The following is a 24,432-nucleotide window of genomic DNA, read 5'->3' on the forward strand; positions in this document are numbered from 1 at the left end:
GTGGTGAGCGGGCTGCTGTGGTGAGCGGGCTTGCCCCGCGCTGGGCTGCGAAGCAGCCCCACTGCAGTCACCGCGCTTCTTCAGTCAGAAATCAGTCGCCTGGTTTCGGGGCCGCTTCGCAGCCCAGCGCGGGGCAAGCCCGCTCACTACAATCCCCTCATGTGTCAGAACGTCTGCCCCAGGTTCAGATACACCGCCTTCTGATTATCATCGTTGAACCCATAACTGAAATTCAGCGGCCCCAACGGTGTATCAAACCCCAGGAAGATACTCGCCGCGTTGATGTAGCCGCTGTCGAATTCATTGTCGTTGTTCCACGCCCGGCCGCGTTCCAATGACGCACCGAGGTACAGCGGGAAATCCAGCGGCAGGTACGAACGTGGCGTCAGTCGACGGTAATACACCGCTCGCATCAGGCTGATGTTCTGGCCTGAGATGGCGTCCTGGCGGAAGCCCGACAGCTGCCGCGCACCGCCCAGCAGGAAGCTGGAAATCACCACATCCGAATCATCCAGCGTGCGCCCGTAGCGTCCCCCCAGCACCAGGGTGTCCGGGCCGTGGCTCATGGCCTTGTCCAACTTGAATTCCCATTGGCGGTAGCGCTGGTCCGAGCCCAGCCCCGGTTCGAATTCGCGGTAGGCCAGGCCGATGTCTTCGCCGGTATGGGGGAAGTACACATTGTCCAGGGAGTCGAAGGAGTACTTCAGTTCATAGAAGCCTTCGCTGAAGCTCACACTGGGCAGGTCCCGGTCGCCGATGCGTACATCCGCCTTGCCCCAAGCCTCGCCGACGCCGAAGCGGATCTCGCCGCTGTTGCCAATCTGCCTGCCGACGTTCAAGCCGAAGCCGTAGCGTTCCAGGCGGTATTCGGAGATGGGATCGTTGTCCAGGATCAGCTCGACGTTCTGTGCTTGGGCGCTGATATAAGGCGCGACAAAGTAACGCGAGCCGGTGTCCATCGGCTGGTAGAACTCGCTGTACAGCTCTTGCCGATCACCGATCTGCACCCGCGTCAGCCACTCGGCGCCGAGGCGGTTGATACCGTTCATGCGGTAGCTGGCGCCGAGGTTGAAGGCGCTGTCGCCGCGCATGTCATCCGAGAGGTTCAGGCCGAGGCGCAGGTAATCGGTGCCGCTGCGTTTGCCGCGCGCGCTGATCACCAGGGTGTTGTCCTGGCCTTTCTTGACCACGCGGTATTGCACCTGCTCGAAGTAATCCAGGCCGTACAAGGTGCCCATGTCCGACTGCAGGCGGCCCAGGTTCAACGGCTCGCCCAGGGGTTGGCGAATGTAGTAGCGGATCACGTCGTCGCTGACTTTCGAATCGTTTTCCACGGTGATCGCGGTGATCACCGGGGTGCGCTCGCCGGGGGTACGCGCGGCCACCAGTTGCGGGTCGATCGGTTCGGCAGGACGCAGGTGGGCCAGGCGCACGTCGAGGGCGCGAGTCGCGCGGTAGCCGGCGTCGATCATGTCCTTGGCGCGGCCGAAGTCGGTCACGCCATAGGCGGCGAGCGGTGGCTGGATCAGCACATCCTTGGGGTGCAAGTCCTTGAGTTGTTCTTCGGAGTTGCGCCGTGTCATCAGCGTGATGGACTGGTTGAGCACGTCCACCACCGTCGCCAGTTGCTTGCGCGAGCGCAGTGGGGTGCCGATGTCGACGACGATGGCGATATCCACGCCCATCTCCCGCGCCACGTCCAGCGGGATGTTATCGGTCATGCCGCCGTCCACCAGCAGCCGACCGTCCAGCTCCACCGGGGCGAATACCGCCGGGATCGACATGCTGGCACGGATCACCTGGGGCAGGTGGCCCTTGCGGAACACCACCTTCTCGCCGGTGGTGATATCGGTCGCCACCGCGCGGAAGGGAATCGGCAGCTTGTCGAAATTTCGCGTGTTGCTGCTGTGGGCGAACATGCTTTCCAGCAGCAGCGCCAGGTTCTGGCCCTGGATCACGCCCAGTGGCAGGCCCAGGCTACCGTCGTCACGAAAGCTGAGTTTCTGTTTGACCAGGAAATCCCGGTCATCCTGCTTGCGCCGGAACGGTACGTCCTCGCGGGGCGGTGCGTCGGACAGGGCCTGTTGCCAGTCGATGCTCAGCGCGAGCTTTTCCAGCTCGTCGATTTTGTAGCCGGAGGCGTACAGCCCACCGATCACCGCACCCATGCTGGTGCCGGCAATCGCATCGATCTGGATGCCTTGCTCTTCCAGCGCCTTGAGCACGCCGATATGCGCCAGCCCACGGGCGGCGCCACCGGACAGCACCAGGCCGATTTTTGGGCGTGGCGGTTCAAGGGCGTCGGCAACAAGAGGGAGTAGGCACAGGAACAGGCAGGACAGCAGGCGGCGCATCATGAATCTCGAGGCTGGGCGATAAAGGCCGCTATTATAGCCACTCGATCCGCCGAGCCCGTTACGCCAGGAGCCTCTCAAATTATGTCCTCGATCAAACCCGAGATCGTTATCACCTATTGCACCCAGTGCCAGTGGTTGCTGCGCGCGGCGTGGCTGGCGCAGGAATTGTTGAGCACGTTCGCCGATGACTTGGGCCAGGTGTCGCTGGCGCCGGCAACCGGTGGCGCATTTCGCATCACGTGCGATGGCGTGCAGATCTGGGAGCGTAAGGCCGACGGTGGTTTCCCTGAAGCCAAGGTGCTCAAGCAGCGCGTGCGCGACCAGATCGACCCGCAGCGTGACCTGGGGCACAACGATCGTACGCAGTAAAAGTCACCGCCGTCGGCGGGCGGTGACCGTGCAGGGGGGATTATTTGGCGGCCATTTTTTGCTTGATGAAGCCAATCACCCAGGTCAGCACCAGCCCGCCGACGCCACCGCCGACAATGTTGCTGCCAACGGTCGCCACATCCAGCGCTTCGCCACCGGAGGCGCCCGTCAGTACCGCGACGATCTGGCCCAGCAGCGCCCCGCCGACACCCCCGATCACGGTGTTAAGCCCTGTCCCAAGACTCTGCCTGGTCATCCCGGCGATGTTGCCGCCGATGGTCCCGCTGATTATTTGCACCAACAAACTGATGAGCATTTCCATGGTAAAGCTCCCGCATCGCGTTGAGGTTGTGACCACTCGCGTGCAGCAACTTCAGAAAATACCCAGGCTGTCGTCGAGGTGTCGGTTATCCGTTGAACGACGACAAACTGTTGCGGATGTTTAAAGTGTAGATCACGCCGTCGCCGCAGGCTGTTTGGCCTGGCTGGCACTGCCCATCAGTCCGGAAAGCACGATAGCGACGATGATCAGCACGCCACCCAGCAGCATCCGCAGCGTCGGGGTTTCGGCAAACAGCAGCCAAGCCGCGGTGATGCCGTAGACCGGCTCCATGGCAAACACCACCGAGGCCGTGCGCGCCTTGATCACCGCGAGGCTGGCGACAAACAGACTGTGGGCCAGGCCGGTGCAGAACACGCCGAGCAGGCCGATCCACAGCCAGTCAATCGCCCTCACCTCGGTCAGCCCCGGTGCCGCCACGGGCAACAGGCACACCGCGACCACCACGTTCTGGCACAACGCGGCCTGCACCGCCGGAATGCGGCCGGAACTGGCGCGATTGTTCAGCGACAGCAGGGAAAACAGCAGCCCCGAGGCGATCCCCCAGAGCAAGCCGCCGGTGGCTTCGCTGGCGAGGTTGAAGTCCGGGGTGACCAGCACCAGGCCGACGCTGACCAGTACCACCAGCACTATTTCATTGGCGCGGATACGCTCGCGGAAAATCAGCCCTTCAAGAATCACGGTAAAGGCCGGAAACGCAGTGAAACCCAGGGTCGCCACCGCAACGCCGGCGACCTTTACCGCAATAAAGAAGGTCACCCAATGCGCCGCCAGCAACACGCCGCTCACCAGCAGCCGACGCCAGTCGCGCCGCTCGAGTGTTTTCCAGGCGGTGTTGCTGGCGAACCGTGCGAATACCGCCAGGGCCACTACGGCAAACACGGCGCGTCCGAAGACGATGATGGCCGGTGAAGCGGCCGCCAGTTTGCCGAATACGCCGGTAAGGCCAAACATCAATGCACCGATATGCAGGGCGCCGAGGGCTGAGCGGGGAGTCATTGCAGTCCTTGAATCAAGCGTGTGACAGAAGCGCAGTTTAGTGGCTCGGCCGTGCAGGCGTCTGTCGTGCGGCTCGCGATTGTTATCGCAAGGCTATTCCTAGGCGTTGCGTCGCAATGCGCCCGGCGAGGCGCCAAACTCGCGCAGCATCGCGGCCGCAAAGGCACTTTGCGAGGTATAGCCGACGCGATCGGCGATTTCACCAACCGGCAAAGGCGTTTGGCGCAGCAGGTCCAAGGCCATGTGCAGGCGGCGACTGCGGATATAGTCCATGGGCGTTTGCCCGCATTCCGCCATGAAGCGTGCGTGCAAGCGCGCTACCGAGAGGTCGGCGATGCGTGCCAGGTCAGCCACCTGCAGCGGGTGCGCTAGGTGGCGCTCGATGTGCGCGTTGAACGCCGCATACGGCAGGCGCCGGCCCGGCAGCGGTTGGGCAGACGGATGGTTGAGGCTGGCCAGCAACAGCACTGCGCCTTGCTGGGCGATCAGCGGGTCATCCACCGGGCTCTGCGCCAGCCATTGCACCAACTGGTGTTGCCGCGAATCCAGGGCCAGCCGTGCCGGTTGGTCGAGCAGGCGGCGACTGGCATCGGCATGCGTGCCCAAGGATTGCAGCACCCAGTGCTCGGTGGGCACGTCCAGCACCAGGCAGCGGCTGCCGTCGCGACTGCCGCAGGCGTGGTGGGCGGAGAAGGGCAGCACCATCACGCTGCTTTCGCGCACTTGGCTGCCACGCCCGTCGACTTCCAGATCCAGGTGCCCGGACAGGCCGAACACCAACTGCGCATGGTCATGGCTGTGGGCGATGGGCGCTTCGAGGTAGTGGCGTAGCGTGAGAGTGGGGCTCATCGCGGTCTCCTGGGCGGCAAGTCGGCAGTCTACAACGCTTCGCGGTCGGTGGGCGCTGTCATCAGACTGACGCACAGTTGTCATGGGCTATTAATCGCACTGGCGCAAGCTCGCGAAAACACCGTCGAGGGATGCCCATGACCAGTGCCGAGTTGACCAAGCCCAGCCGCAAGCAACGGGTGCGTACCCTGTGGATTTCCGACGTGCACCTGGGCACACGGGATTGCCAGGCCGAACATTTGTCGCAGTTCCTCAAGGGCTACCACGCCGATAAGGTCTACCTGGTAGGGGATATCATCGACGGTTGGAAACTGCGTGGCGGCATGTATTGGCCCCAGGCCCACACCAACGTGATCCGCCGCCTGTTGACCATGGCCAAGCGCGGCACCGAGGTGATCTACGTTACCGGCAACCACGACGAATTCCTGCGCCGCTACTCCAAGCTGATCCTGGGCAATATCCAACTGGTGGACGAGGCCGTGCACGTGACTGCCGATGGCCGGCACCTGCTGGTGATCCACGGCGACCAGTTCGACGTGATCACTCGCTATCACCGCTGGCTGGCATTTCTCGGCGACTCGGCCTATGAGTTCACCCTCACACTGAACCGCTGGCTGAACCATTGGCGTGCGCGCTACGGCTATGGCTATTGGTCGCTGTCGGCGTACCTCAAGCACAAGGTCAAGACGGCGGTGAACTTCATCAGCGATTTCGAAGAAGCCATCGCCCACGAAGTCACCAAGCGCGAGTTGCACGGCGTGGTCTGCGGGCATATCCACCACGCGGAGATTCGCAAGGTGGGCGAGGTGGATTACCTCAACTGCGGGGATTGGGTGGAGTCGTGCACGGCGTTGATCGAGCACTGGGATGGGAGTATCGAGTTGTATCGGTTGGCGGATGCGCAGGCGAAGGAGGCGCAGCTTAAGGCCGAGATGGTCACAGGCTAAAGGGCTACTCAGGTCACAAATGTGGGAGGGGGCTTGCCCCCGATTGCAGAGTGTCAGTCGCTGTAAGCTTGACTGATATACCGCCATCGGGGGCAAGCCCCCTCCCACAGTTTTAATGCTGTTTCTTCAGTTGGACACGTCGGCGATGGCTTTGGCCAGCAGCGTCAACCGCGTGGCATCAATCCCTGCCACATTCGCCCGGCCAGAACTCACCATGTACACGCTGTGTTTCTCCCGCAGTTGTTTAACCTGCTCGGCACTCAGGCCGGTATAGGAAAACATGCCGCGCTGCGCGCCGATGTGCGCATACCGCTCCGACAGGCCATGGGGCGCCAACGCCTCCACCAGTCCGGAACGCAGGTGTGCGATGCGCGAACGCATGGCTTCTACTTCGTCGCTCCAGCGTTTTTTCAGCTCGGCATCGCCGAGGATGGTCGCCACCACCGCTGCACCATGGTCCGGTGGCGTCGACCACAGGTTACGCGCCGTGTTCGCCAACTGGCTACGCACATCCGTCAGCTTCTCCGCATCCGCCGCGCACACGATCAACGCGCCGACACGATCGCTGTACAGGCCGAAGTTCTTCGAGCAGGAACTGGTGACCAGCACTTCCGGCAGCTCGGCTGCAAACAGGCGCACCGCCCAGGCGTCCTGCTCCAGGCCGTCGCCAAAGCCCTGGTAGGCGAAGTCGATCAGCGGCAGCAACTGGCGCTCGCGCACGATCTGCAGCACCTGGCGCCAGTCATCCTGGGACAGGTCGAAACCGGTCGGGTTGTGGCAGCAGGCGTGCAGCAGCACGACATCGCCCTGAGGCACGCTGGACAGGGTGGCGAGCATCGCCGCCACATCCAGGCGATTGTCGGCGCCCACGTACGGATAATGGCTGACCGGGATCCCGGCCTTGGCAAAGATGGATTCGTGAATCGGCCAGGTCGGGTTGCTCAGCCAGACGCCACGGCCCGGCAGGTTTTGAGCGATAAAGTCGGCGCTCAGGCGCAGGGCGCCCGTGCCGCCTGGGGTCTGGGTGGCGCCGGCACGGCGTTCGCGGATCAGCGCAGAGTCCGCACCGAGCACCAGCTCGCTGATCAGCTTGCCGAACGCAGCGTTACCGTGGCCGCCGATGTAGGTCTTGGTGGCCTGGGTGTCCACCAGGCGCTGCTCGGCCAGTTTCACCGAGTGCGGGATCGGCGTCAGGCCCTGGTCGTCCTTATAGACGCCGACGCCCAGGTCGAACTTGTTCGGGTTGGCGTCCTGGGCGTACAGGTCCATCAGCCCGAGGATCGGGTCGCCGGGCACGCGGCCAATGGCATCGAAATGCATTACTTGCGGCCCTCGGCGTCCTTGGCCACTTCGTCGGTGCGCGCGGCCATGATGAAGTCGTTGCGGTGCAGGCCTTTGATGGAGTGGCTCCACCAAGTCACGGTGACCTTGCCCCACTCGGTGAGCAGGCCGGGGTGATGGCCTTCGGCTTCGGAGATTTCACCCATGGCGTTGGTGAAAGCCAGGGCGAATTTGAAGTTCTTGAACAGGAAAACCTTTTCCAACTGCATCACGCCGTCGCGCACTTCGATGTTCCAGTCGGGGATCTGCTTGAGCAGCACCGGCAACTCTTCATCGCTGACTTGCGGGGCATCGGCGCGGCAGGCTTCGCAGTGGGCTTGGTTCAAGGTGGTCATGGGGGTGTCCTGAATTCGAAAGTTGAAGGTCAGTAGCGTCACCCTAAAGCAACGCGCGGCCAGGGAACAGACTCACCTGGCCTCAAGATGTAAGGTTTACGCGGCTTTGGGTTTGGGCGGAAACTTTGGAGCATGAAGACCCAGCTGCATGCCGCGCTCAACCATGCCCATGATGTCCTCCTGCGCCACTTCGAACAGGCGCTTGAGGTTGGGCAGCACGAAGTACAGCGGTTGCAGGATGTCGATGCGATAGGGCGTGCGCATCGCTTCCAGCGGGTCGAACAGCTGGTGCTCAGGCTCAGAGGACAGGCTGTACACCGTTTCCTTGGGCGACGACAGAATGCCGCCACCGTAGATACGCCGGCCTTCCGGGGTGTCCACCAGGCCGAACTCGATGGTCATCCAGTACAGGCGCGCCAGGTAAACCCGTTGCTCCTTAGTGGCCGCCAGACCGAGCTTGCCGTAGGTGTGGGTGAACTCGGCGAACCAGGGGTTGGTCAGCAGCGGGCAGTGGCCAAAGATCTCGTGGAAAATATCCGGCTCTTGCAGGTAGTCCAGTTCTTCACGGGTACGGATAAACGTCGCCACCGGAAACTGTTTGTTGGCGAGCAATTCGAAGAAGGTCTGGAAGGGGATCAGCGCCGGTACGCGGGCGACTTGCCAGCCGGTTGTCTCGGCCAACACTTGGTTGATTTCGCCCAGTTGCGGAATCCGGTCATGGGGCAGGCCGAGCTTGTCGATGCCGTCCAGGTATTCCTGGCAGGCGCGACCCTCGATCACGTTCAATTGGCGAGTGATCAGGGTGTTCCACACCGCATGTTCTTCCGGCGAGTAGTGGATAAAACCTTGCGCGTCGGGCTCGCGGGCCACGTACTGCGTCTGCTTCATACGGCTCTCCTGCTAGGCATTCGTTCTTGTTATGTCCTGCGATGAGCCTATTGATAACCCGTGCGTGACCGGATTCCATCTGTTTAAAACGCCCTCGTGTAGGAAAATTTACTGATTTACGTAAAGTATTCGTTACGCTTGTGCGCCCGGCCGTTGCGCTGGGCTGGGAAAACCCTTCTGGCTGTCACATAATCTTGACGACTATCTGCGTCCTGCGACAAAAACACGCGGCGCCTACCTACATTTCGGGCCTCTTCATGCGTATCAAAGTGCACTGCCAGAACCGCATCGGCATCCTGCGGGACATTCTCAACCTGCTGGTGGAGTACGGCGTCAACGTCGCCAAGGGCGAAGTGGGCGGTGAGCATGGCAATGCCATTTACCTGTACTGCCCGAACCTGGTGAACATGCAGTTTCAGGCGCTGCGCCCGCAGTTCGAGGCGATTACCGGAGTGTTCGGGGTGAAAAGGGTAGGGCTGATGCCCAGCGAGCGGCGCCATATGGAGCTGAATGCGCTGCTCGGTGCCCTGGAGTTTCCGGTGCTGTCGATCGACATGGGCGGCTCCATCGTCGCCGCCAACCGTGCAGCGGCGCAGTTGCTCGGGGTGCGGGTGGACGAGGTGCCGGGGATTCCGTTGTCGCGGTATGCCGAAGACTTTGATTTGCCGGAGCTGGTGCGTGCGAGCAAATCGCGGATCAATGGTCTGCGGGTCAAGGTCAAGGGTGACGTGTTCCTGGCGGACATCGCGCCGCTGCAATCGTCCGAACATGACGACAGCGAAGCCATGGCCGGCGCGGTGTTGACCCTGCACCGCGCGGACCGCGTGGGTGAGCGCATCTACAACGTGCGCAAGCAGGAGCTGCGCGGCTTTGACAGCATTTTCCAGAGCTCCAAAGTCATGGCTGCGGTAGTGCGCGAAGCCCGGCGCATGGCGCCGCTGGATGCGCCTCTATTAATAGAAGGCGAAACCGGCACCGGCAAGGAGTTGCTGGCCCGCGCCTGTCACTTGGCCAGCCCGCGTGGGCAATCGCCGTTGATGGCGCTCAACTGCGCCGGCCTGCCCGAGTCGATGGCGGAGACCGAGTTGTTCGGCTACGGCCCCGGCGCGTTCGAAGGTGCACGTGCAGAAGGCAAGTTGGGGCTGCTGGAACTGACGGCGGGCGGTACGTTGTTTCTTGACGGTGTGGGGGAGATGAGCGCGCGCTTGCAGGTGAAATTGCTGCGCTTCCTGCAGGACGGTTGCTTTCGCCGCGTAGGCAGTGATGAGGAGGTTTACCTGGATGTGCGGGTGATCTGCGCCACCCAGGTGGATTTGTCCGAGCTGTGCGCCCGTGGCGAATTCCGCCAGGACCTCTACCACCGCCTCAACGTGCTGTCCCTGCATATCCCACCCCTGCGCGAATGCCTCGACGGCCTGGCGCCGTTGGTGGAGCACTTTCTCGACCAGGCCAGCCGTCAGATCGGCTGCCCGTTGCCCACGCTAGCGCCCGCCGCGATGGATCGCCTGAGTCATTACCATTGGCCAGGCAATGTGCGGCAGTTGGAAAACGTGCTGTTCCAAGCGGTGTCGTTGTGTGACGGCGGGACGGTCAAGGCCGAACATATTCGGCTGCCGGACTATGGGGTGCGTCAGCCGCTTGGCGATTTTTCGCTGGAGGGTGGCCTGGAAGCGATTGTCGGGCGGTTCGAGAAAGCGGTGCTCGAAGCCTTATATGCCGAGCATCCCAGCAGCCGGCAGATGGGCAAGCGTCTGGGGGTGTCCCACACCACCATCGCTAACAAGCTGCGCGACTACGAAATTCTCAAGGCTAATAAATAAATCCTTTGGGAAGGGGCTTGCTGTGGTGAGTGGGGCTTGTGCCCCCATTCAAGGGGGCTGCTTCGCAGCCCGGCGCAGGGCAAGCCTGCTCACCACGGGGCAAGCCTGCTCACCACAGTAAACCCCTCCCACATTCGATCTTTGTCGCTTTCAAGGACGGGGCTTGCCGCAGGCGGCAGTAGTCCGCCGTTTTTTCGACTCTCACTCAATCCTGAAATCTTCATACCTCGCCGCAAACCCCCGCCCCGCCTGCACTTCATGCTCTTTTTAAAAGTTGGTTCGCAAATTGCTTAAGCCTCATCAGTACAGCGGTGGGCGGCAAGCGTCCGTCAGAAAGAGGAAAGAGCGTGGACAAGTACCTTTATGTGGCAATGACCGGCGCCAGCCAGAATGCTCTGGCGCAGAAGGCCCATGCCAACAACCTGGCGAACATTTCCACCAATGGTTTCCAACGTGACCTGGAGCAGGCGCGTTCGATGCCGGTGTTCGGTGACAGCTTTCCGGCGCGGGCGTTTGCCTTGACCGAGCGCCCGGGCACTGACTTCTCTCCTGGCGCGATGATCGAGACCGGCCGTGACCTGGACGTGGCCGTCAGCGGCAATGGCTGGATGGCCGTGCAGACCCCGGACGGCAGCGAAGCCTACGTGCGCAGCGCGAGCATGAACGTCGACGCATTGGGCGTTCTGCGGGCCGGCAACGGCATGCCGATCATGGGCAACGGTGGGCCGATTGCCGTGCCGCCGCAGCAGAAAATCGAAGTGGGTGCCGACGGCACCATCAGCATCCGCGCCATGGGTGAAGGCCCGCGCGTGATGGCGGAAGTGGACCGCATCAAGCTGGTCCAGCCGGACCTGAAGAACATGAATAAAGGCTTGGACGGCACCATCCACACCAAGGATGGCCAGCCGGCCCAGGCTGACGCGACGGTCACGCTGACCTCGGGTTTCCTGCAGGCGAGCAACGTCAATGCGGTGGAAGAAATGACCGCAGTGCTGGCGCTTTCCAAGCAGTTTGAGCTGCACATCAAGATGATGAACAGCGCTAAAGAAGACGACCAGGCCATGACGCGCGTCATGCAGATGAGCTGATTGCAGCCCATTAACTAATTTGTGATGTCGCGCCAACAAACAGGCGCACAGAGGAGAACAGCATGCTTCCGGCTCTATGGGTTGCCAAAACAGGCCTGTCCGCCCAGGACACCAACCTGACCACCATTTCCAACAACTTGGCCAACGTATCGACCACGGGTTTCAAACGTGACCGTGCCGAGTTCCAGGACTTGCTCTATCAGATCAAGAAGCAGCCGGGCGCTCAGTCGACCCAGGACAGCGAGCTGCCGTCGGGCCTGCAACTGGGTACCGGTGTGCAGATCGTCGGCACCCAGAAGAACTTCAGCGCCGGTAACCTGCAACAGACCGGCCAGCCGCTGGACATGGCCATCAACGGCCGTGGCTTCTTCCAGATCCTGCAACCGGACGGCACTACTTCCTACACCCGTGACGGTACTTTCCACCTGGACTCCAACGGCCAGATCGTGACCGCCAACGGTTTTGCCCTGGAGCCGGCCGTGGTCGTTCCAGCAGATGCCAAAACCTTTACCGTGGGTAACGACGGCACCGTGTCGATCACCGTCGCCGGCAACCCGGCGTCGCAAGTGATCGGCAACCTGCAGACCGCCGACTTCATCAACCCGGCCGGCCTGCAAGCCATGGGTAACAACTTGTTCCTGGAAACCGCCTCCAGCGGCGCGCCGCAAATCGGCACCCCTGGGCTGAACGGCTTCGGCACCACGCTGCAAAGCACCCTGGAAACCTCCAACGTCAGCACCGTTGAGGAGATGGTCAACATGATCACTACCCAGCGTGCCTACGAGATGAACTCCAAGGTGATCTCCACCGCCGACCAGATGCTTTCGTTCGTAACGCAGAATCTGTAATCAAGTCTGGGGCGCTCTTGAGGGCGCCTGCAACACCGTGAGGTAAGGGTCATGAATCGCTATGTTTCTGTTTTGGCATTGAGTGGGATTGCCGTGCTCGCGGGCTGTGTCGCCCCGACGCCAAAGCCCAATGACCCATACTACGCGCCGGTGTTGCCACGCACGCCGTTGCCGGCGGCTGCCAACAATGGCTCGATCTACCAGGCCGGTTTCGAACAGAACCTGTACAGCGACCGCAAGGCGTTCCGGGTCGGTGACATCATCACCATCACCTTGAACGAGAAGACCCAGGCCAGCAAGAACGCCAACTCGCAGGTGGGCAAGACCAGCAAGACGGGGATCGGCCTGACCTCGTTGTTTGGTGCCGTGCCGAACACCAACAACCCCCTGGGCGATGGCGACTTGAGCTTGAGCGCCGGCTACAGCGGTGACCGCGCCACCAACGGCAAGAGTTCCGCAGGGCAGGGCAACAGCTTGACCGGTTCGATCACCGTGACTGTCGCCGATGTATTACCCAACGGCATCATTGCCGTACGCGGTGAGAAGTGGATGACGCTTAACACCGGCGACGAATTGGTGCGCATTGCCGGTATGGTCCGCGCCGATGACATCTCCACCGACAATACCGTGCCGTCGACGCGGATTGCCGATGCGCGCATTACCTACTCGGGTACAGGTTCGTTTGCTGATGCGAGTCAGCCGGGCTGGTTCGACCGTTTCTTCCTTAGCCCGCTGTTCCCTTTCTAGGTGGCCACTTTGAACTTCAAACAGCTGTTGGCGGCCGCACTCCTGCTTTCCTTGAGCGCTGTCGCCCAGGCCGAGCGCCTGAAAGACATCGCCAGCATTTCCGGCGTGCGTTCCAACCAGTTGATCGGCTACGGCCTGGTGGTGGGGCTCAGCGGTACGGGTGACCAGACCACCCAGACGCCGTTCACCCTGCAGACCTTCAACAACATGCTCTCGCAGTTCGGCATCAAGGTACCGGCGGGCTCGGGCAACGTGCAGTTGAAAAACGTCGCGGCCGTGTCCATCAGTGCTGACTTGCCGGCGTTCTCCAAGCCGGGCCAGGTGGTGGACATTACGGTGTCGTCCATCGGTAACTCGAAAAGCCTGCGCGGCGGCACCTTGCTGATGACGCCTTTGAAAGGTATCGATGGCAACGTCTACGCCATCGCCCAGGGCAACCTGGTGGTGGGCGGGTTCGATGCCGAAGGCCGTGACGGTTCGAAGATCACCGTCAACGTGCCGTCGGCCGGTCGTATTCCGGGCGGCGCCACGGTTGAACGCACCGTGCCGAGCGGTTTCAACCAGGGCAACAGCCTGACCCTGAACCTCAACCGCTCCGACTTCACCACCGCCAAGCGCGTGGTCGACAAGATCAACGACATGCTCGGCCCTGGCGTCGCCCAGGCCATCGACGGCGGCTCGATCCGCGTCACCGCGCCGCTGGACCCAAGCCAACGCGTGGATTACCTGTCGATCCTGGAAAACCTTGAAGTGGACCCAGGGCAGGCGGTGGCCAAAGTCATCATCAACTCGCGGACCGGTACCATCGTGATCGGCCAGAACGTCAAGGTGTCGCCCGCTGCGGTGACCCACGGCAGCCTGACCGTGACCATCACCGAAGACCCTATCGTCAGCCAGCCTGGGCCTTTGTCCAACGGCCAGACGGCGGTGGTGCCACGCTCGCGCGTCAACGCCCAGCAAGAAGCCAAGCCGATGTTCAAGTTCGGCCCCGGCACCACCCTGGATGAGATTGTCCGTGCGGTGAACCAGGTGGGCGCGGCGCCCGGTGACTTGATGGCGATCCTTGAAGCATTGAAACAGGCCGGCGCCTTGCAAGCCGACCTGATCGTGATCTGAGGCCATGGCCATGGATATGCGCAAGAGCGGTATAAGCAGCACGGCGGACTCGGGGTCTTACTCCGACTTGAACCGGCTTAACCAGCTCAAGGTCGGCGACGACAAGAACAGCGAAGGCAACATGCGCAAGGTGGCGCAGGAGTTCGAATCGCTGTTTTTGAGCGAGATGCTCAAGTCCATGCGTTCGGCTACCGAGGCGTTGGGTAAAGACAACCCGCTGAACACGCCGGCGGCCAAGCAGTACCAGGAAATGTACGACCAGCAGTTGGCCGTCTCGATGTCCCGTGAAGGCGGTGGTATCGGCCTGGCCGACGTGCTGATGCGCCAGATGCAGAAGAACAAACCGGTGGAGGCCCAGGCCGCCACGCTGCAAGGCCCGGCGGCGGCCGAGTCGGCGAAAAAAGTCGCTGTGCCGACGGAAATTGCCGCAGGCACCCAGGCAGAGGGTCCGTTGGGCCGCTCCAATGGCCAGCGCCCGTTGTGGGCGTATCGCGTGGCTGAGCCCCAGGCTGGCGCCGCAGCGTCCCACAGCAACGACATGGAGCTGATGAACCAGCGCCGTATCGCCTTGCCAAGCAAACTGACCGATCGCTTGCTCGCCGGCATCGTGCCGAATGCTCCGGTCGCGATCGATGCCAAAAGCGCACCGCTGCGTAACAGTGCCGCCGACGACAACGTGGTCAACAGCACCGCGCGCACCTTCGCCGTGCCGAGCGGGCGCATGCAGGTCTACGGTCGCGCCGTGGCCCAGCCACCGCTGGCGCCGGCGAAAAAAGCCTTCAGTTCGCAGGATGAATTTGTCGCCACGATGTTGCCGATGGCCAAGGCGGCTGCCGCGCGCATTGGTATCGATCCGAAGTACCTGGTGGCCCAGGCCGCGCTGGAAACCGGTTGGGGTAAATCGGTGATGCGCGCCGAAGACGGCAGCAGCAGCCATAACCTGTTCGGCATCAAGGCCGGCCAGAGTTGGCAGGGCGGCCAGGCCCGTGCAATCACCAGCGAGTTCCGCGACGGGGCGATGGTCAAGGAGACGGCGCAGTTCCGTTCCTACAACTCGTACCAGGACAGCTTCCACGACCTGGTGACCTTGCTGCAAAGCAATGACCGCTATAAAGAAGTTGTGAAGTCGGCCGACAACCCGGAACAGTTTGTACGCGAGTTGCAAAAAGCCGGGTACGCAACCGACCCGGCCTACGCCAGCAAGATTTCGCAGATCGCTAAAACGATGAACAGTTACCAGAACTACGCTGCCGCTGGCGCAACCACTCATTTATAAGGTCTGAACCATGAGTTTGCTCAATATCGGGATGTCGGGGCTTAACGCCGCTCAAGGATCGTTGTCGGTCTTGAGTAACAACATCGCCAACGCCAATACCGCAGGCTATTCGCGTCAGCAGACCATCCAGAGCGCCAATGCGTCGAACCAGTATGGCGGCGTGTTCATCGGCAGCGGCACCACCCTGGCCGACGTGCGCCGGGTGTACAACGAATACCTGGACACGGCGTACCAGAACAGCACCTCGCTCAATAGCGATGCCAAGGCTTACCTGGACCAAGTGAGCGCCGTGGACAAGACGTTGTCGGACAAGACGACGGGCATGTCGTCCGTACTCAGCTCGTTCTTTGCCGCTGTTCAGACCGCCTCGGCCAATCCGAGCGATACCTCGGCTCGCCAGATACTGCTGACCAGCGCCCAGACATTGAGCAACCGCTTCAACTCGATCTCCAGCCAGTTGAGCCAGCAGAAAGAAACCATTAACAGCCAGCTGACCTCCTTGACTGATCAGGTCAACCAGCTGACCTCGTCGATTGCTTCGCTCAACAAGCAGATCACCCAGGTGCAGGGGTCTTCGAACACCACCCCGGCCAACCTGCTGGACGCGCGCGCCGAAGCCGTACGTTCGCTCAATGAGTTGATCGGCGTGAACGCCAGCGAGAAGAACGGTGTGTTCAGCGTCAGCACCGGTACCGGCCAGTCCCTGGTGCTGGGCGATCGGTCCAACACCCTTTCCGCCGTACCGAGCAAGAGCGACACCAGCCAGTACACGATTCAGATGAATGCGTCTGGCGGGACGGCGATGGACCTGGGCAATGTGATCAGTGGTGGCAGCATCGGAGGCTTGCTGCGCTATCGCAGCGATGTGTTGATGCCGGCCATCAATGACCTGGGTCGCATTGCTATCGTCACTGCCGATACGATCAACAGCCAGCTGGGCCAGGGCATCGACTTGAACGGCGAATTCGGCTCGTCGATGTTCAAGGACATCAACAGCGCTGCGTCTGTCGCGCTGCGTAGCCTTTCCGCTCAAGGCAATCAGGGCGTTGGTAGCCTGGGTGTTACGATCAAGGACACCAGCAAGCTGACCAACTTCGATTACAAGGTCACCTTCAGCGACCCTGCCGATCTCAACAAAGTCACCGTCGAGCGCTCTGATGGCAAAGCCATGGGCGCGTTTGATATCTCGGCTACACCGCCCTCGGTGATCGATGGTTTTACCCTGGAACTCACGAACGGACCGATGCAGGCGGGTGACAGCTTTAAAGTCAGCCCGACCGCCAGTGGCGCCCAGGATATCGGTACTGTCCTCAACGACCCGAGCAAGATTGCGTTTGCCGCGCCGCTGAAAGGGGAGGCCAGCAAAACCAACCAGGGTACCGGTAGCTTCACACCGCCGACCCTGACCCTGCCCTTGGATATCCAGGGTGGCGCCACTACCGCGCAGCTTCGCGTTGGCATTGAAAATTCGATGCCGGTGAAGATGGTGTTCGGCAAGCCGGCGGCTGATGGCACTCAGAGCTATACCCTTAACGACGCCAAGGGCGATCCTATCGGCTCGGGGACCATCATTCCGGGGCAGGCCAATAAAATCACCGTCAACGTGCCGATGCGTGATGCCAGCGGTGCCCTGGTGGTGCCGGCCAAGAGTTTTGGCTTTGACACCACGGTTGCGGGCTCGCCGACCGATGGGGACAGCACCACCTTTTCGTTTAACGCCACGGGCGTATCCGACAACCGCAATGCCCAGCAACTGCTGAATCTGCAAACCAAGGCCACCGTGGGCGTGGCGACAGATGGTACCGGCGGCACCAGCCTGGTCGGGGCCAACAGCAAGTTGGTGTCCACCGTTGGCGCCAAGGCCGCTGCGGCCACCACTGACACCACGGCCACCAATGCGTTGCTGACGGCTAACAAAAATGCGCGCAACTCCGTGTCCCAGGTCAACCTGGACGAAGAGGCGGGCGACATGATCAAGTTCCAGCAGTACTACACAGCGTCGTCGCAGATCATCAAGGCTGCGCAAGAAACCTTCAGCACGCTGATTAATAGTCTTTAAGGGAGTCTGGGACGATGCGCATTTCTACACAGCAGTATTTCGACACCAGTGCCGCCAAGTACCAGAACAACTATTCCGGCGTAGTACAGGCTCAAGAGCAGGCGAGTTCCGGCGTGCGTGTACAGACCGCTGGAGATGATCCGGTGGCCGCGCAGCGTTTGCTGATGTTGCAGCAGCAGAAAGATATGCTGGCGCAGTTCAGCGGCAATATTTCCAACATCCAGAGTTCGCTGACTAACGAAGAAAGTGTGCTGACGGCGATCAGTGCGACGATCCAGGCCGCCAGCCAGTTGGCGTTGAAGGCCGGTGGCGTCACCAGTGATGCCGACCGCAAATCCATCTCGGTCGAGGTGGGTGCCCTTGAGGACCAACTGCTGGGCTTGCTCAACAGCAAGGATGCGGCGGGCAACTACCTGTTCTCCGGTTCCAAGACCGAGACGCCACCGTACTCACGTAACATTGACGGCACCTACAACTATCAGGGTGACGAGAATGAGCTCAGTCTGCAGGTTTCCGAGACGTTGACCGTTCGCGCAGGCGACACCGGCAAGACCATTCTGGAAGGGGCGGCCAACAACAGCCGCACCCAGACCAAATACACCACGCCTGCTCCTGTGCCACCTGCGACAACACCGTCGCAAGTGGATGACAACAAAGTCGCCATCTCGGCCGGTTTGGTGACATCGGGTGTCGACTACAACAAGTCCTTCGCCGACGGCCAGCCGTACAAGCTGACCTTTACCAGCAGCACCCAGTACGTGGTAACGGACAAAAACAACAACGACATTACCTCGCAGCTCCCAGGTAATGGGACATTCGACTCTACCAAGGAGGGCAGCGCCAGCGTCAACCTGCGTGGGGTCAAATTTGATATCACCGTTGATCTCACCGACAAGGCTACTGGGCCTGACGCTGATGCGATGGTCAAAGGCCGCGAGTTCAGCCTTTCCGCCAAGCCGGACGTGTTCAACGTGTCGCGCACCGCGAGTAATACCTCAGCGACGCAACTGACAAATGCCACCGTCAGCAGCCCTGCCAAATATGCCAGCACCTTTCCGGCCAACAGCGGCGTGGTGATCAAGTTCAGCGACACCGACCCGACGGCTTTCCAGGTGTTTACGCAGCCGTACAGCGCCAACAGCAAGGCGATTGATTCGGGCGTCATCGACACCACCACCACGCCGAATTCGATCACGGCAGCGGGTGTTACCTTTGGCCTGAGCGGTACGCCCAATGTCGGTGATCAGTTTTCGGTCGGCGCAAGCACCCAGAAAACCCAGAGTGCCCTCGACACCTTGAGTCAGTTGCGCAAGGCTCTGGAGCAACCGGCTGATGGTATCCCGGGGGCACGCATTAAGCTGCAGGATGCCCTGAACTCCGCTGTAAGTAACCTGACCAGTTCTTCCGATCAGGTGGACAATGTGCGCGGCTCCATTGGCGCGCGGCAGAACGCCCTAACGGTGCAGTCCAGCGAAAACGAAAGCGTCGGCCTAGCCAATAAAACCACAATGAGCGCGCTGGCGAACATCGACATGGGCGAGGCCGCGATCAACCTGACACTTCAGCAAACCATGCTGGAAGCCTCGCAATTGGCCTTCGTGAAAATCTCGCAGTTGAGCCTGTTCAACAAGATGTAAGCGGCATTACGTCAAGCGGCCCGCTCTGGAAACAGGGCGGGCCATTGTCGTTTATGGGGTTTAATTGTTTGAAGGTTTTGCACAAAGCACACAAAATTGAGTGACCTGTGAGTCATAAAGCGCATCTTCACTGTATCGTGTGAAAAGGATAAGTCGTCACAGGGTCCTTGCGAGGCGGCTTTCAGCGAGATTTTTATGGGGTTATCCCCTTTATTGTCAGCACTCCGGGCCCAGGCCCTGGGGTGTTCTCCAGCTATTTAGTATTGGGAAGCCACAATGATTGGCATAAAAAGCATCGCCAGTTACGTGCCGGCAGACGGGATCGATAACTACGCTCAGGGTGCCAAATTCGCCAAGGATGAAGAGTTCATCATTGGCAAGATCGGTTCGGCGTTTTTGCCGCGCAAGGATGCCGCGCAGGAAACGTCTGACCTGTGTGTCGAAGCGGTCAACGCTTTGTTTGCCAACAACCCGGATTTGAAGCGCGAGTCCATCGACGCACTGATCGTCGTGACCCAGAACGGTGATGAAGAGGGCTTGCCCCACACCGCCGCCATCGTCCAGGACAAACTCGGCCTGCCGACTCACGTCGCCGCGTTCGATATTTCCCTGGGCTGCTCGGGCTACGTGTATGGCATCTATGCGATGAAAGGCTTCATGGAGGCCACGGGCTTGAAAAACGGCCTGTTGATCACCGCCGACCCGTACTCGAAGATCGTCGACCCGGAAGACCGCAACACCACCATGCTGTTCGGCGATGCTGCCACCGCCACCTGGATGGGCGAAGACGCGCCGTGGTTGCTCGGCAAGTCCAAGTTCGGCACCGACGGTTCCGGCGCACCGCACCTTAAGGTCAGCGACGGCGTGTTCTTTATGAATGGCCGCCAGGTGTTCAACTTCGCGCTGCTTAAAGTACCGGCGCATTTGCACGAGCTGCTCAACGAGTCGGACCTCAAGGCTGACGAGATTGATGCCTTCTGCATTCACCAGGGTAGTGCGGCCATTGTCGACGCCGTGGCGCGTCGGTTTGAAGACGCTCCGGTGGACAAGTTCATCAAGGACATGGTCGAGACCGGCAACACCGTTTCATCGAGCATTCCGTTGCTGCTGGAAAAACACGTGATGGACGCCACCTGGAAGCGCGTGGCCATCAGTGGTTTTGGTGTGGGCCTGTCGTGGGGTTCGGCGATTCTTTATCGCCCTTGATGCTTTAATCGCTTCAATAAAAAAACGCCGATGATCGAAAGATCATCGGCGTTTTTTATTTGGCGCCAGAAAACCCAATGAAATCGGGGTTTCGAGCCTGCGTAAACCCTTGAATTACAAGGGGTGGCACGACGCCAGTAAATATTTTCAAAAAAATCCTCAAGCAACCGGCTACCACGACGATAACTATTACGTAGGTTCTCAGGCCACACCCGGCGGTTGCCAGGGCCGGAAGCCGCAGTATCCATCCAACGAGGATTTCGTCATGGCTTTAACAGTAAACACCAACATTGCTTCGATCACTACTCAGAGCAACCTGAACAAAGCTGGCGGCGCCCTGGCCACTTCTATGCAGCGCCTGTCTTCCGGCCTGCGTATCAACAGCGCTAAAGACGACGCTGCCGGCCTGCAGATCGCTAACCGCCTGACCAGCCAAATCAACGGCCTGGGCCAAGCAGTCAAAAACGTGAACGACGGTATCTCGATCGCTCAGACCGCTGAAGGCGCGATGCAGGCTTCGACCGACATCCTGCAAAAAATGCGTACCCTGGCTCTGTCTTCCGCTACTGGCTCGCTCAGCCCTGACGACCGTAAGTCGAACAACGACGAATACCAGGCTCTGACTTCGGAACTGACCCGTATCTCGCAAACCACTACTTTCGGTGGCCAGAAGCTGCTGGACGGTTCGTACGGTACCAAAGCAATCCAGGTTGGCGCCAACGCTAACGAAACCATCAACCTGAGCCTGGAAAACGTTGCAGCCAACAATATTGGTTCGCAGCAAATCAAGAGCGTAGCGGTTACCCCTAGCGCTACTGGCCTGGCTGCTGGCTCCATCGCCATCACCGGTAACGGTCAGTCTTCGACAGTTGCAGTTAACGCCGGCGACTCGGCCAAGACCATCGCTGCAAGCCTGAATGGCGCCGTCGGTGGCCTGAGCGCTACTGCCAGCACCGAAGTTGAATTCTCGGTAGACGAGACCAAGACCAAGGGTGCTACCGGTGTTCCGGCTAACTTCAGCATCGGCGTCGGTTCCGCCACCGTTAAGTTCGTTGGTGTAACCAGCACTGCTGACCTGGCTGACCAGTTGAAGTCTAACGCTGCCAAACTGGGCATCAGCGTTAACTACGACGAAGCTAAAGGCACTCTGCAAGTCAAATCCGACTCCGGCGAAAACCTGAGCTTCACCAGCGACGCTGTTGGCGCTGACGCCGTTGGTATCAAGGTCAAAGACGGTTCCGGCGCATACGCTGCTGCTGCTACTCCTCTTGCCGCTGCTGCTGCAGGCGTGATTGTTGCAACTGGCCAGATCTCGCTGGATTCGGCTAAAGGCTACTCCTTGGCCAACGGCGCTACCGGTACTTCGGTAACCGACCTGTTTGGCGCAGCTCAGATCTCTTCCAAGAAGACGTCTGTTGCCCAAACCGACGTAACTGACGCCAACAACGCGCAAAACGCCATTGCTGTACTCGACAAAGCCATCGGCACCATCGACGGCGTTCGTTCGGGCCTGGGTGCTACCCAGAACCGTCTGACTACCACTGCAGACAACCTGCAGAACATTCAGAAGAACTCCACCGCTGCACGTTCCACCGTTCAGGACGTCGACTTCGCTTCCGAAACCGCCGAGCTGACCAAGCAACAAACCCTGCAATCGGCTTCCACCGCGATCCTGTCGCAGGCTAACCAGCTGCCATCCGCTGTACTGAAGCTGCTTCAGTAACTCCAGCGCTTGGTCACTAACGGAAGGGCGCGCTGAGTGCCCTTCCGTTTTTTCGGTTTAGAGGAGATTGGACATGGACATGAGTGTAAAGCTGAACCAGTCTTATCCGCCGGTTGCCCCTCAAGGCGCACCTGTGCAGGTGTCCGCCGATAAGAGCGTCACTAAAGTCCAGGAAACCCCGGCTACAGGCAAAGAGCCTGAGCGTGCGGACCTGGAAAAAGCAGTCACCGATATTCGCGAATTTGTACAAGCGTCCGAGCGTAAGCTGGACTTTTCCATTGATGACTCCACCCATCGCGTGGTGGTCAAGGTTATCGCCACCGACAGCGGTGAAGTGATTCGCCAGATTCCGTCGGAAACGGCACTGAAGCTGGCACAGAACCTTTCCAGCGCAAGCCACCTGTTGTTTGACGACAAGGTCTGAGCTGGCATGAAAATTGTTGCTGTCATGTCTTGAGGCTTCGTCAGTCAAGATAACGGCAGCCACCGAACAGGAGAAACGAAGATGGCGGGTTCAACGGTAAGTGGTATCGGTTCGAATATCGATACGCAAGCGATCGTGAAGTCCTTGGTGGACGCCGAGAAGGTGCCCAAGCAGACGCAGATCAATACCGCGTCCCAGAAGGCGACCACCACGCTGTCTTCGATAGGTAAGATTCAGGCGGCACTGGATGCTTTTCGCGGCGCCCTGGACAATATGACTGCCAGCTCCAGCTTCACGGGCTTGACCGGCTCATCCTCGGATGAAAAGGTCGCCACCATGACGGCCAGTAACACCGCGTCGAACGGTAGCTTCCGCTTGATTGTCAGCCAATTGGCCCAAGCGTCCAAGCTGTCGACTAAGAACTTCGCCGGCGGCACGTCTACTGTGGTAAACGCCACGGACAAGCCGACGACCTTGACAATCAGTCAGTCGGGCAAGAACTACGACGTCAATATTCCGGCCGGCGCGACCTTGCAGCAAGTGCGCGATTCGATCAATACCCAGTTCGGCACCTCTGGTTTGAGTGCCAACATCCAGACCGACTCCAATGGTTCGCGGTTGATCCTGACCTCCACCACCATGGGCACGGGCTCGGACCTGACGCTGTCGGGTAATTCCGGGCTGGACGTAGGCTCGACAGTGGTCGATCATCCTAAGGACGCGCAGTACAGCATCGATGGCGTTGCGTCCGTTTCCAAGACCAACAATATCGAAGGCGCACTCAGTGGCGTGAATATCAAGTTGCTGTCGGTTTCAGCGACCAAAACGGTTGGCGATACGAGCGATACAGCTGAGCGAACTGCGACCCTCATCACTGTAAGTACCAATAACACCGCCTTGAAGTCCGGGGTCAAAGGCTTCATCGATAGTTACAACGCCTTGATCACGGCCATGAACGCTGAAACCAAGATCACCAAGAACCTGGACGGTAGCACCACTGCGGCAGCGCTCACGGGCGATTCGACCATGCGGTCGCTGCAGGCTTCAATCCGGAATGAGTTCAATACCATTTCCGGAACCGGCACCTTCAAGTCGTTGGCTCAGTTTGGCGTGAGCACCAGTTCCACGACTGGGCTGCTGACAATGGATGACAAAAAGTGGGATGCGGCGGCTAAAACCAATGCGGCTGACATCAATAGTATGTTCACCGGTAAAAACGGCATGCTGGCGCGCATGAAAAGCGCCACGGACGACTTTGCCAAGGCGTCCACGGGCGTTCTAGCCACGCGTTCAACCTCACTGTCCGACAGTCTGAAAGACCTGTCTAAACAGCAGGATACCTTGAACGAACGCATGGACCTGCTGACCAAGAGCCTCTCCGACAAATACAACGCCATGGACACCCTGGTCGCTCAATTGCGTCAGCAAAGCACCAGTGTCATGACCACGCTCAATGCCTTGAACAACCCTAAAACCAATACTTGATTGCGGCCACGAAAAAAGGCCAGACGGTTGTCTGGCCTTTTTTTTCATCTGGAGACGACTCGCGCTAAAGCTTTTTGCGAGCCAGTCGACATATTGGTTACTGAAATCCTTTTCGCTGTCGCCTGTCACGAGGTAGAAACATGAATCCCATGAGAGCCCTTCGCCAATACCAGAAGGTCAATTCCCATGCTCAGATCTCCGAAGCCAGCCCACATCGCTTGGTGCAGATGCTGATGGAAGGCGGCCTTGATCGCATGGCCCAAGCCAAGGGTGCGCTGGCGCGTGGCGACATCGCGGCCAAGGGCCTGATGCTCGGCAAGGCGATTGATATCGTGATCGGCCTGCGTGACGGCTTGGATGCAGCAAAGAGTGATAACCCGGCTTACGTCCAGCAGTTGGAAAGTTTGTATGCATATATGACCAACCGACTGATGGAAGCGAACGTGCATAACGACGCCGAAATGATCGACGAAGTGGCGCGTTTGCTGATCACCGTAAAAGAAGGCTGGGACGCTATCGCGGCGCCACAGGCTGTAACCGAGTAAGGCGCAGCAGAGAAAGGCCTGAGGGCCTTGAGG

General features: G+C 60.1%; 22 protein-coding genes. 15 read left to right on the forward strand and 7 right to left on the reverse strand.

From position 1 onward, the window contains the following. Positions 1–164: 164 nt before the first annotated feature. Positions 165–2,354 carry a patatin-like phospholipase family protein gene (locus K7431_RS17070; RefSeq protein ID WP_043205713.1) on the reverse strand — a complete coding sequence of 730 codons (2,190 nt, stop codon included), beginning with the start codon at positions 2,352–2,354 and terminating at the stop codon, positions 165–167. An 84-nt stretch (positions 2,355–2,438) separates the two neighbouring features. Between K7431_RS17070 and K7431_RS17075 the strand changes: the two genes are divergently transcribed. After that, on the forward strand, positions 2,439–2,726 hold the full coding sequence (locus tag K7431_RS17075; RefSeq protein WP_015885217.1) for a SelT/SelW/SelH family protein: 288 nt from the start codon (positions 2,439–2,441) through the stop codon (positions 2,724–2,726). 40 nt (positions 2,727–2,766) lie between these two features. Here K7431_RS17075 and K7431_RS17080 read toward each other — a convergent pair whose 3' ends face one another. The 3 genes from K7431_RS17080 to K7431_RS17090 form a co-directional block, all read right to left on the reverse strand. Beyond that, positions 2,767–3,048, reverse strand: coding sequence for a hypothetical protein (locus tag K7431_RS17080; protein ID WP_015885216.1), 282 nt, complete (start codon positions 3,046–3,048; stop codon positions 2,767–2,769). A gap of 132 nt (positions 3,049–3,180) precedes the next feature. Further along, positions 3,181–4,065 carry a DMT family transporter gene (locus K7431_RS17085; RefSeq protein WP_015885215.1) on the reverse strand — a complete coding sequence of 295 codons (885 nt, stop codon included), beginning with the start codon at positions 4,063–4,065 and terminating at the stop codon, positions 3,181–3,183. 99 nt (positions 4,066–4,164) lie between these two features. After that, the gene (locus K7431_RS17090) at positions 4,165–4,914 is read right to left on the reverse strand and encodes an AraC family transcriptional regulator (protein ID WP_015885214.1); all 750 of its coding nucleotides are present in this window, start codon (positions 4,912–4,914) and stop codon (positions 4,165–4,167) included. A gap of 137 nt (positions 4,915–5,051) precedes the next feature. On the opposite strand from K7431_RS17090, the gene K7431_RS17095 reads away from it, so the two are divergent. Next, entirely contained in the window at positions 5,052–5,861 is an 810-nt protein-coding gene (locus tag K7431_RS17095; RefSeq protein ID WP_015885213.1) for a UDP-2,3-diacylglucosamine diphosphatase, read from the forward strand. Positions 5,862–5,987: 126 nt separating this feature from the next. Here K7431_RS17095 and K7431_RS17100 read toward each other — a convergent pair whose 3' ends face one another. The 3 genes from K7431_RS17100 to phhA all read right to left on the reverse strand — a co-directional run bounded on the left by K7431_RS17100 (position 5,988) and on the right by phhA (position 8,425). Beyond that, positions 5,988–7,181: an amino acid aminotransferase gene (locus tag K7431_RS17100; protein ID WP_015885212.1), complete on the reverse strand. Its 1,194-nt coding sequence runs from the start codon at positions 7,179–7,181 to the stop codon at positions 5,988–5,990. Beyond that, the gene (locus K7431_RS17105) at positions 7,181–7,537 is read right to left on the reverse strand and encodes a 4a-hydroxytetrahydrobiopterin dehydratase (RefSeq protein ID WP_010208721.1); all 357 of its coding nucleotides are present in this window, start codon (positions 7,535–7,537) and stop codon (positions 7,181–7,183) included. Before K7431_RS17105 ends, K7431_RS17100 begins: the two co-directional genes overlap by 1 nt. A 96-nt stretch (positions 7,538–7,633) precedes the next feature. Then, positions 7,634–8,425, reverse strand: a complete 792-nt coding sequence (gene phhA, locus K7431_RS17110) for a phenylalanine 4-monooxygenase (RefSeq protein WP_015885211.1) — start codon at positions 8,423–8,425, stop codon at positions 7,634–7,636. Positions 8,426–8,682: 257 nt separating this feature from the next. On the opposite strand from phhA, the gene K7431_RS17115 reads away from it, so the two are divergent. The 13 genes from K7431_RS17115 to fliS all read left to right on the forward strand — a co-directional run bounded on the left by K7431_RS17115 (position 8,683) and on the right by fliS (position 24,399). Continuing rightward, positions 8,683–10,245 (forward strand): sigma-54-dependent phenylalanine hydroxylase transcriptional regulator PhhR, encoded by a 1,563-nt coding sequence (locus tag K7431_RS17115; protein WP_015885210.1) that lies wholly within the window; start codon positions 8,683–8,685, stop codon positions 10,243–10,245. Between the two features lie 347 nt (positions 10,246–10,592). Further along, a complete protein-coding gene (locus tag K7431_RS17120) occupies positions 10,593–11,333 on the forward strand; it encodes a flagellar basal body rod protein FlgF (protein ID WP_015885209.1) in 741 nt (246 codons plus the stop codon). Between the two features lie 62 nt (positions 11,334–11,395). Continuing rightward, positions 11,396–12,181, forward strand: a complete 786-nt coding sequence (flgG, locus tag K7431_RS17125) for a flagellar basal-body rod protein FlgG (RefSeq protein WP_005790105.1) — start codon at positions 11,396–11,398, stop codon at positions 12,179–12,181. A 51-nt stretch (positions 12,182–12,232) separates the two neighbouring features. Continuing rightward, on the forward strand, positions 12,233–12,928 hold the full coding sequence (flgH, locus tag K7431_RS17130; protein ID WP_015885208.1) for a flagellar basal body L-ring protein FlgH: 696 nt from the start codon (positions 12,233–12,235) through the stop codon (positions 12,926–12,928). Between the two features lie 9 nt (positions 12,929–12,937). Next, the gene (locus K7431_RS17135; RefSeq protein WP_015885207.1) at positions 12,938–14,044 is read left to right on the forward strand and encodes a flagellar basal body P-ring protein FlgI; all 1,107 of its coding nucleotides are present in this window, start codon (positions 12,938–12,940) and stop codon (positions 14,042–14,044) included. Between the two features lie 4 nt (positions 14,045–14,048). After that, on the forward strand, positions 14,049–15,320 hold the full coding sequence (gene flgJ, locus K7431_RS17140) for a flagellar assembly peptidoglycan hydrolase FlgJ (protein WP_043205712.1): 1,272 nt from the start codon (positions 14,049–14,051) through the stop codon (positions 15,318–15,320). Positions 15,321–15,330: 10 nt separating this feature from the next. After that, complete coding sequence (gene flgK, locus K7431_RS17145; protein ID WP_015885205.1) at positions 15,331–17,379, forward strand: flagellar hook-associated protein FlgK; 2,049 nt, start codon at positions 15,331–15,333, stop codon at positions 17,377–17,379. 14 nt (positions 17,380–17,393) lie between these two features. Beyond that, on the forward strand, positions 17,394–19,016 hold the full coding sequence (locus tag K7431_RS17150) for a flagellar hook-associated protein 3 (protein WP_015885204.1): 1,623 nt from the start codon (positions 17,394–17,396) through the stop codon (positions 19,014–19,016). 276 nt (positions 19,017–19,292) lie between these two features. Next, positions 19,293–20,222, forward strand: coding sequence for a ketoacyl-ACP synthase III (locus K7431_RS17155; protein ID WP_015885203.1), 930 nt, complete (start codon positions 19,293–19,295; stop codon positions 20,220–20,222). 265 nt (positions 20,223–20,487) lie between these two features. After that, the gene (locus tag K7431_RS17160; RefSeq protein ID WP_015885202.1) at positions 20,488–21,945 is read left to right on the forward strand and encodes a flagellin N-terminal helical domain-containing protein; all 1,458 of its coding nucleotides are present in this window, start codon (positions 20,488–20,490) and stop codon (positions 21,943–21,945) included. Positions 21,946–22,018: 73 nt separating this feature from the next. After that, positions 22,019–22,369 carry a flagellar protein FlaG gene (locus tag K7431_RS17165; RefSeq protein WP_015885201.1) on the forward strand — a complete coding sequence of 117 codons (351 nt, stop codon included), beginning with the start codon at positions 22,019–22,021 and terminating at the stop codon, positions 22,367–22,369. Between the two features lie 81 nt (positions 22,370–22,450). Further along, entirely contained in the window at positions 22,451–23,854 is a 1,404-nt protein-coding gene (gene fliD / locus K7431_RS17170; protein ID WP_015885200.1) for a flagellar filament capping protein FliD, read from the forward strand. 140 nt (positions 23,855–23,994) lie between these two features. Beyond that, complete coding sequence (gene fliS / locus K7431_RS17175) at positions 23,995–24,399, forward strand: flagellar export chaperone FliS (protein ID WP_015885199.1); 405 nt, start codon at positions 23,995–23,997, stop codon at positions 24,397–24,399. Positions 24,400–24,432: the final 33 nt, after the last annotated feature.

It is taken from the genome of Pseudomonas fluorescens group sp., assembly GCF_020093335.1.
In the GTDB taxonomy this organism is placed as follows: domain Bacteria; phylum Pseudomonadota; class Gammaproteobacteria; order Pseudomonadales; family Pseudomonadaceae; genus Aquipseudomonas; species Aquipseudomonas petroselini.

What these genes read in the sequence shown, in the direction of transcription:
- fliS (WP_015885199.1), top strand. Translation starts at nt 23,995, where the DNA reads ATGAATCCCATGAGAGCCCTTCGCCAATACCAGAAGGTCAATTCCCAT.
- K7431_RS17160 (WP_015885202.1), top strand. Translation starts at nt 20,488, where the DNA reads ATGGCTTTAACAGTAAACACCAACATTGCTTCGATCACTACTCAGAGC.
- K7431_RS17115 (WP_015885210.1), top strand. Translation starts at nt 8,683, where the DNA reads ATGCGTATCAAAGTGCACTGCCAGAACCGCATCGGCATCCTGCGGGAC.
- flgK (WP_015885205.1), top strand. Translation starts at nt 15,331, where the DNA reads ATGAGTTTGCTCAATATCGGGATGTCGGGGCTTAACGCCGCTCAAGGA.
- K7431_RS17075 (WP_015885217.1), top strand. Translation starts at nt 2,439, where the DNA reads ATGTCCTCGATCAAACCCGAGATCGTTATCACCTATTGCACCCAGTGC.
- K7431_RS17165 (WP_015885201.1), top strand. Translation starts at nt 22,019, where the DNA reads ATGGACATGAGTGTAAAGCTGAACCAGTCTTATCCGCCGGTTGCCCCT.
- K7431_RS17080 (WP_015885216.1), bottom strand. Translation starts at nt 3,048, where the DNA reads ATGGAAATGCTCATCAGTTTGTTGGTGCAAATAATCAGCGGGACCATC.
- K7431_RS17070 (WP_043205713.1), bottom strand. Translation starts at nt 2,354, where the DNA reads ATGCGCCGCCTGCTGTCCTGCCTGTTCCTGTGCCTACTCCCTCTTGTT.
- flgJ (WP_043205712.1), top strand. Translation starts at nt 14,049, where the DNA reads ATGGCCATGGATATGCGCAAGAGCGGTATAAGCAGCACGGCGGACTCG.
- K7431_RS17155 (WP_015885203.1), top strand. Translation starts at nt 19,293, where the DNA reads ATGATTGGCATAAAAAGCATCGCCAGTTACGTGCCGGCAGACGGGATC.
- fliD (WP_015885200.1), top strand. Translation starts at nt 22,451, where the DNA reads ATGGCGGGTTCAACGGTAAGTGGTATCGGTTCGAATATCGATACGCAA.
- phhA (WP_015885211.1), bottom strand. Translation starts at nt 8,425, where the DNA reads ATGAAGCAGACGCAGTACGTGGCCCGCGAGCCCGACGCGCAAGGTTTT.
- flgG (WP_005790105.1), top strand. Translation starts at nt 11,396, where the DNA reads ATGCTTCCGGCTCTATGGGTTGCCAAAACAGGCCTGTCCGCCCAGGAC.
- K7431_RS17100 (WP_015885212.1), bottom strand. Translation starts at nt 7,181, where the DNA reads ATGCATTTCGATGCCATTGGCCGCGTGCCCGGCGACCCGATCCTCGGG.
- K7431_RS17090 (WP_015885214.1), bottom strand. Translation starts at nt 4,914, where the DNA reads ATGAGCCCCACTCTCACGCTACGCCACTACCTCGAAGCGCCCATCGCC.
- K7431_RS17105 (WP_010208721.1), bottom strand. Translation starts at nt 7,537, where the DNA reads ATGACCACCTTGAACCAAGCCCACTGCGAAGCCTGCCGCGCCGATGCC.
- K7431_RS17085 (WP_015885215.1), bottom strand. Translation starts at nt 4,065, where the DNA reads ATGACTCCCCGCTCAGCCCTCGGCGCCCTGCATATCGGTGCATTGATG.
- flgH (WP_015885208.1), top strand. Translation starts at nt 12,233, where the DNA reads ATGAATCGCTATGTTTCTGTTTTGGCATTGAGTGGGATTGCCGTGCTC.
- K7431_RS17095 (WP_015885213.1), top strand. Translation starts at nt 5,052, where the DNA reads ATGACCAGTGCCGAGTTGACCAAGCCCAGCCGCAAGCAACGGGTGCGT.
- K7431_RS17150 (WP_015885204.1), top strand. Translation starts at nt 17,394, where the DNA reads ATGCGCATTTCTACACAGCAGTATTTCGACACCAGTGCCGCCAAGTAC.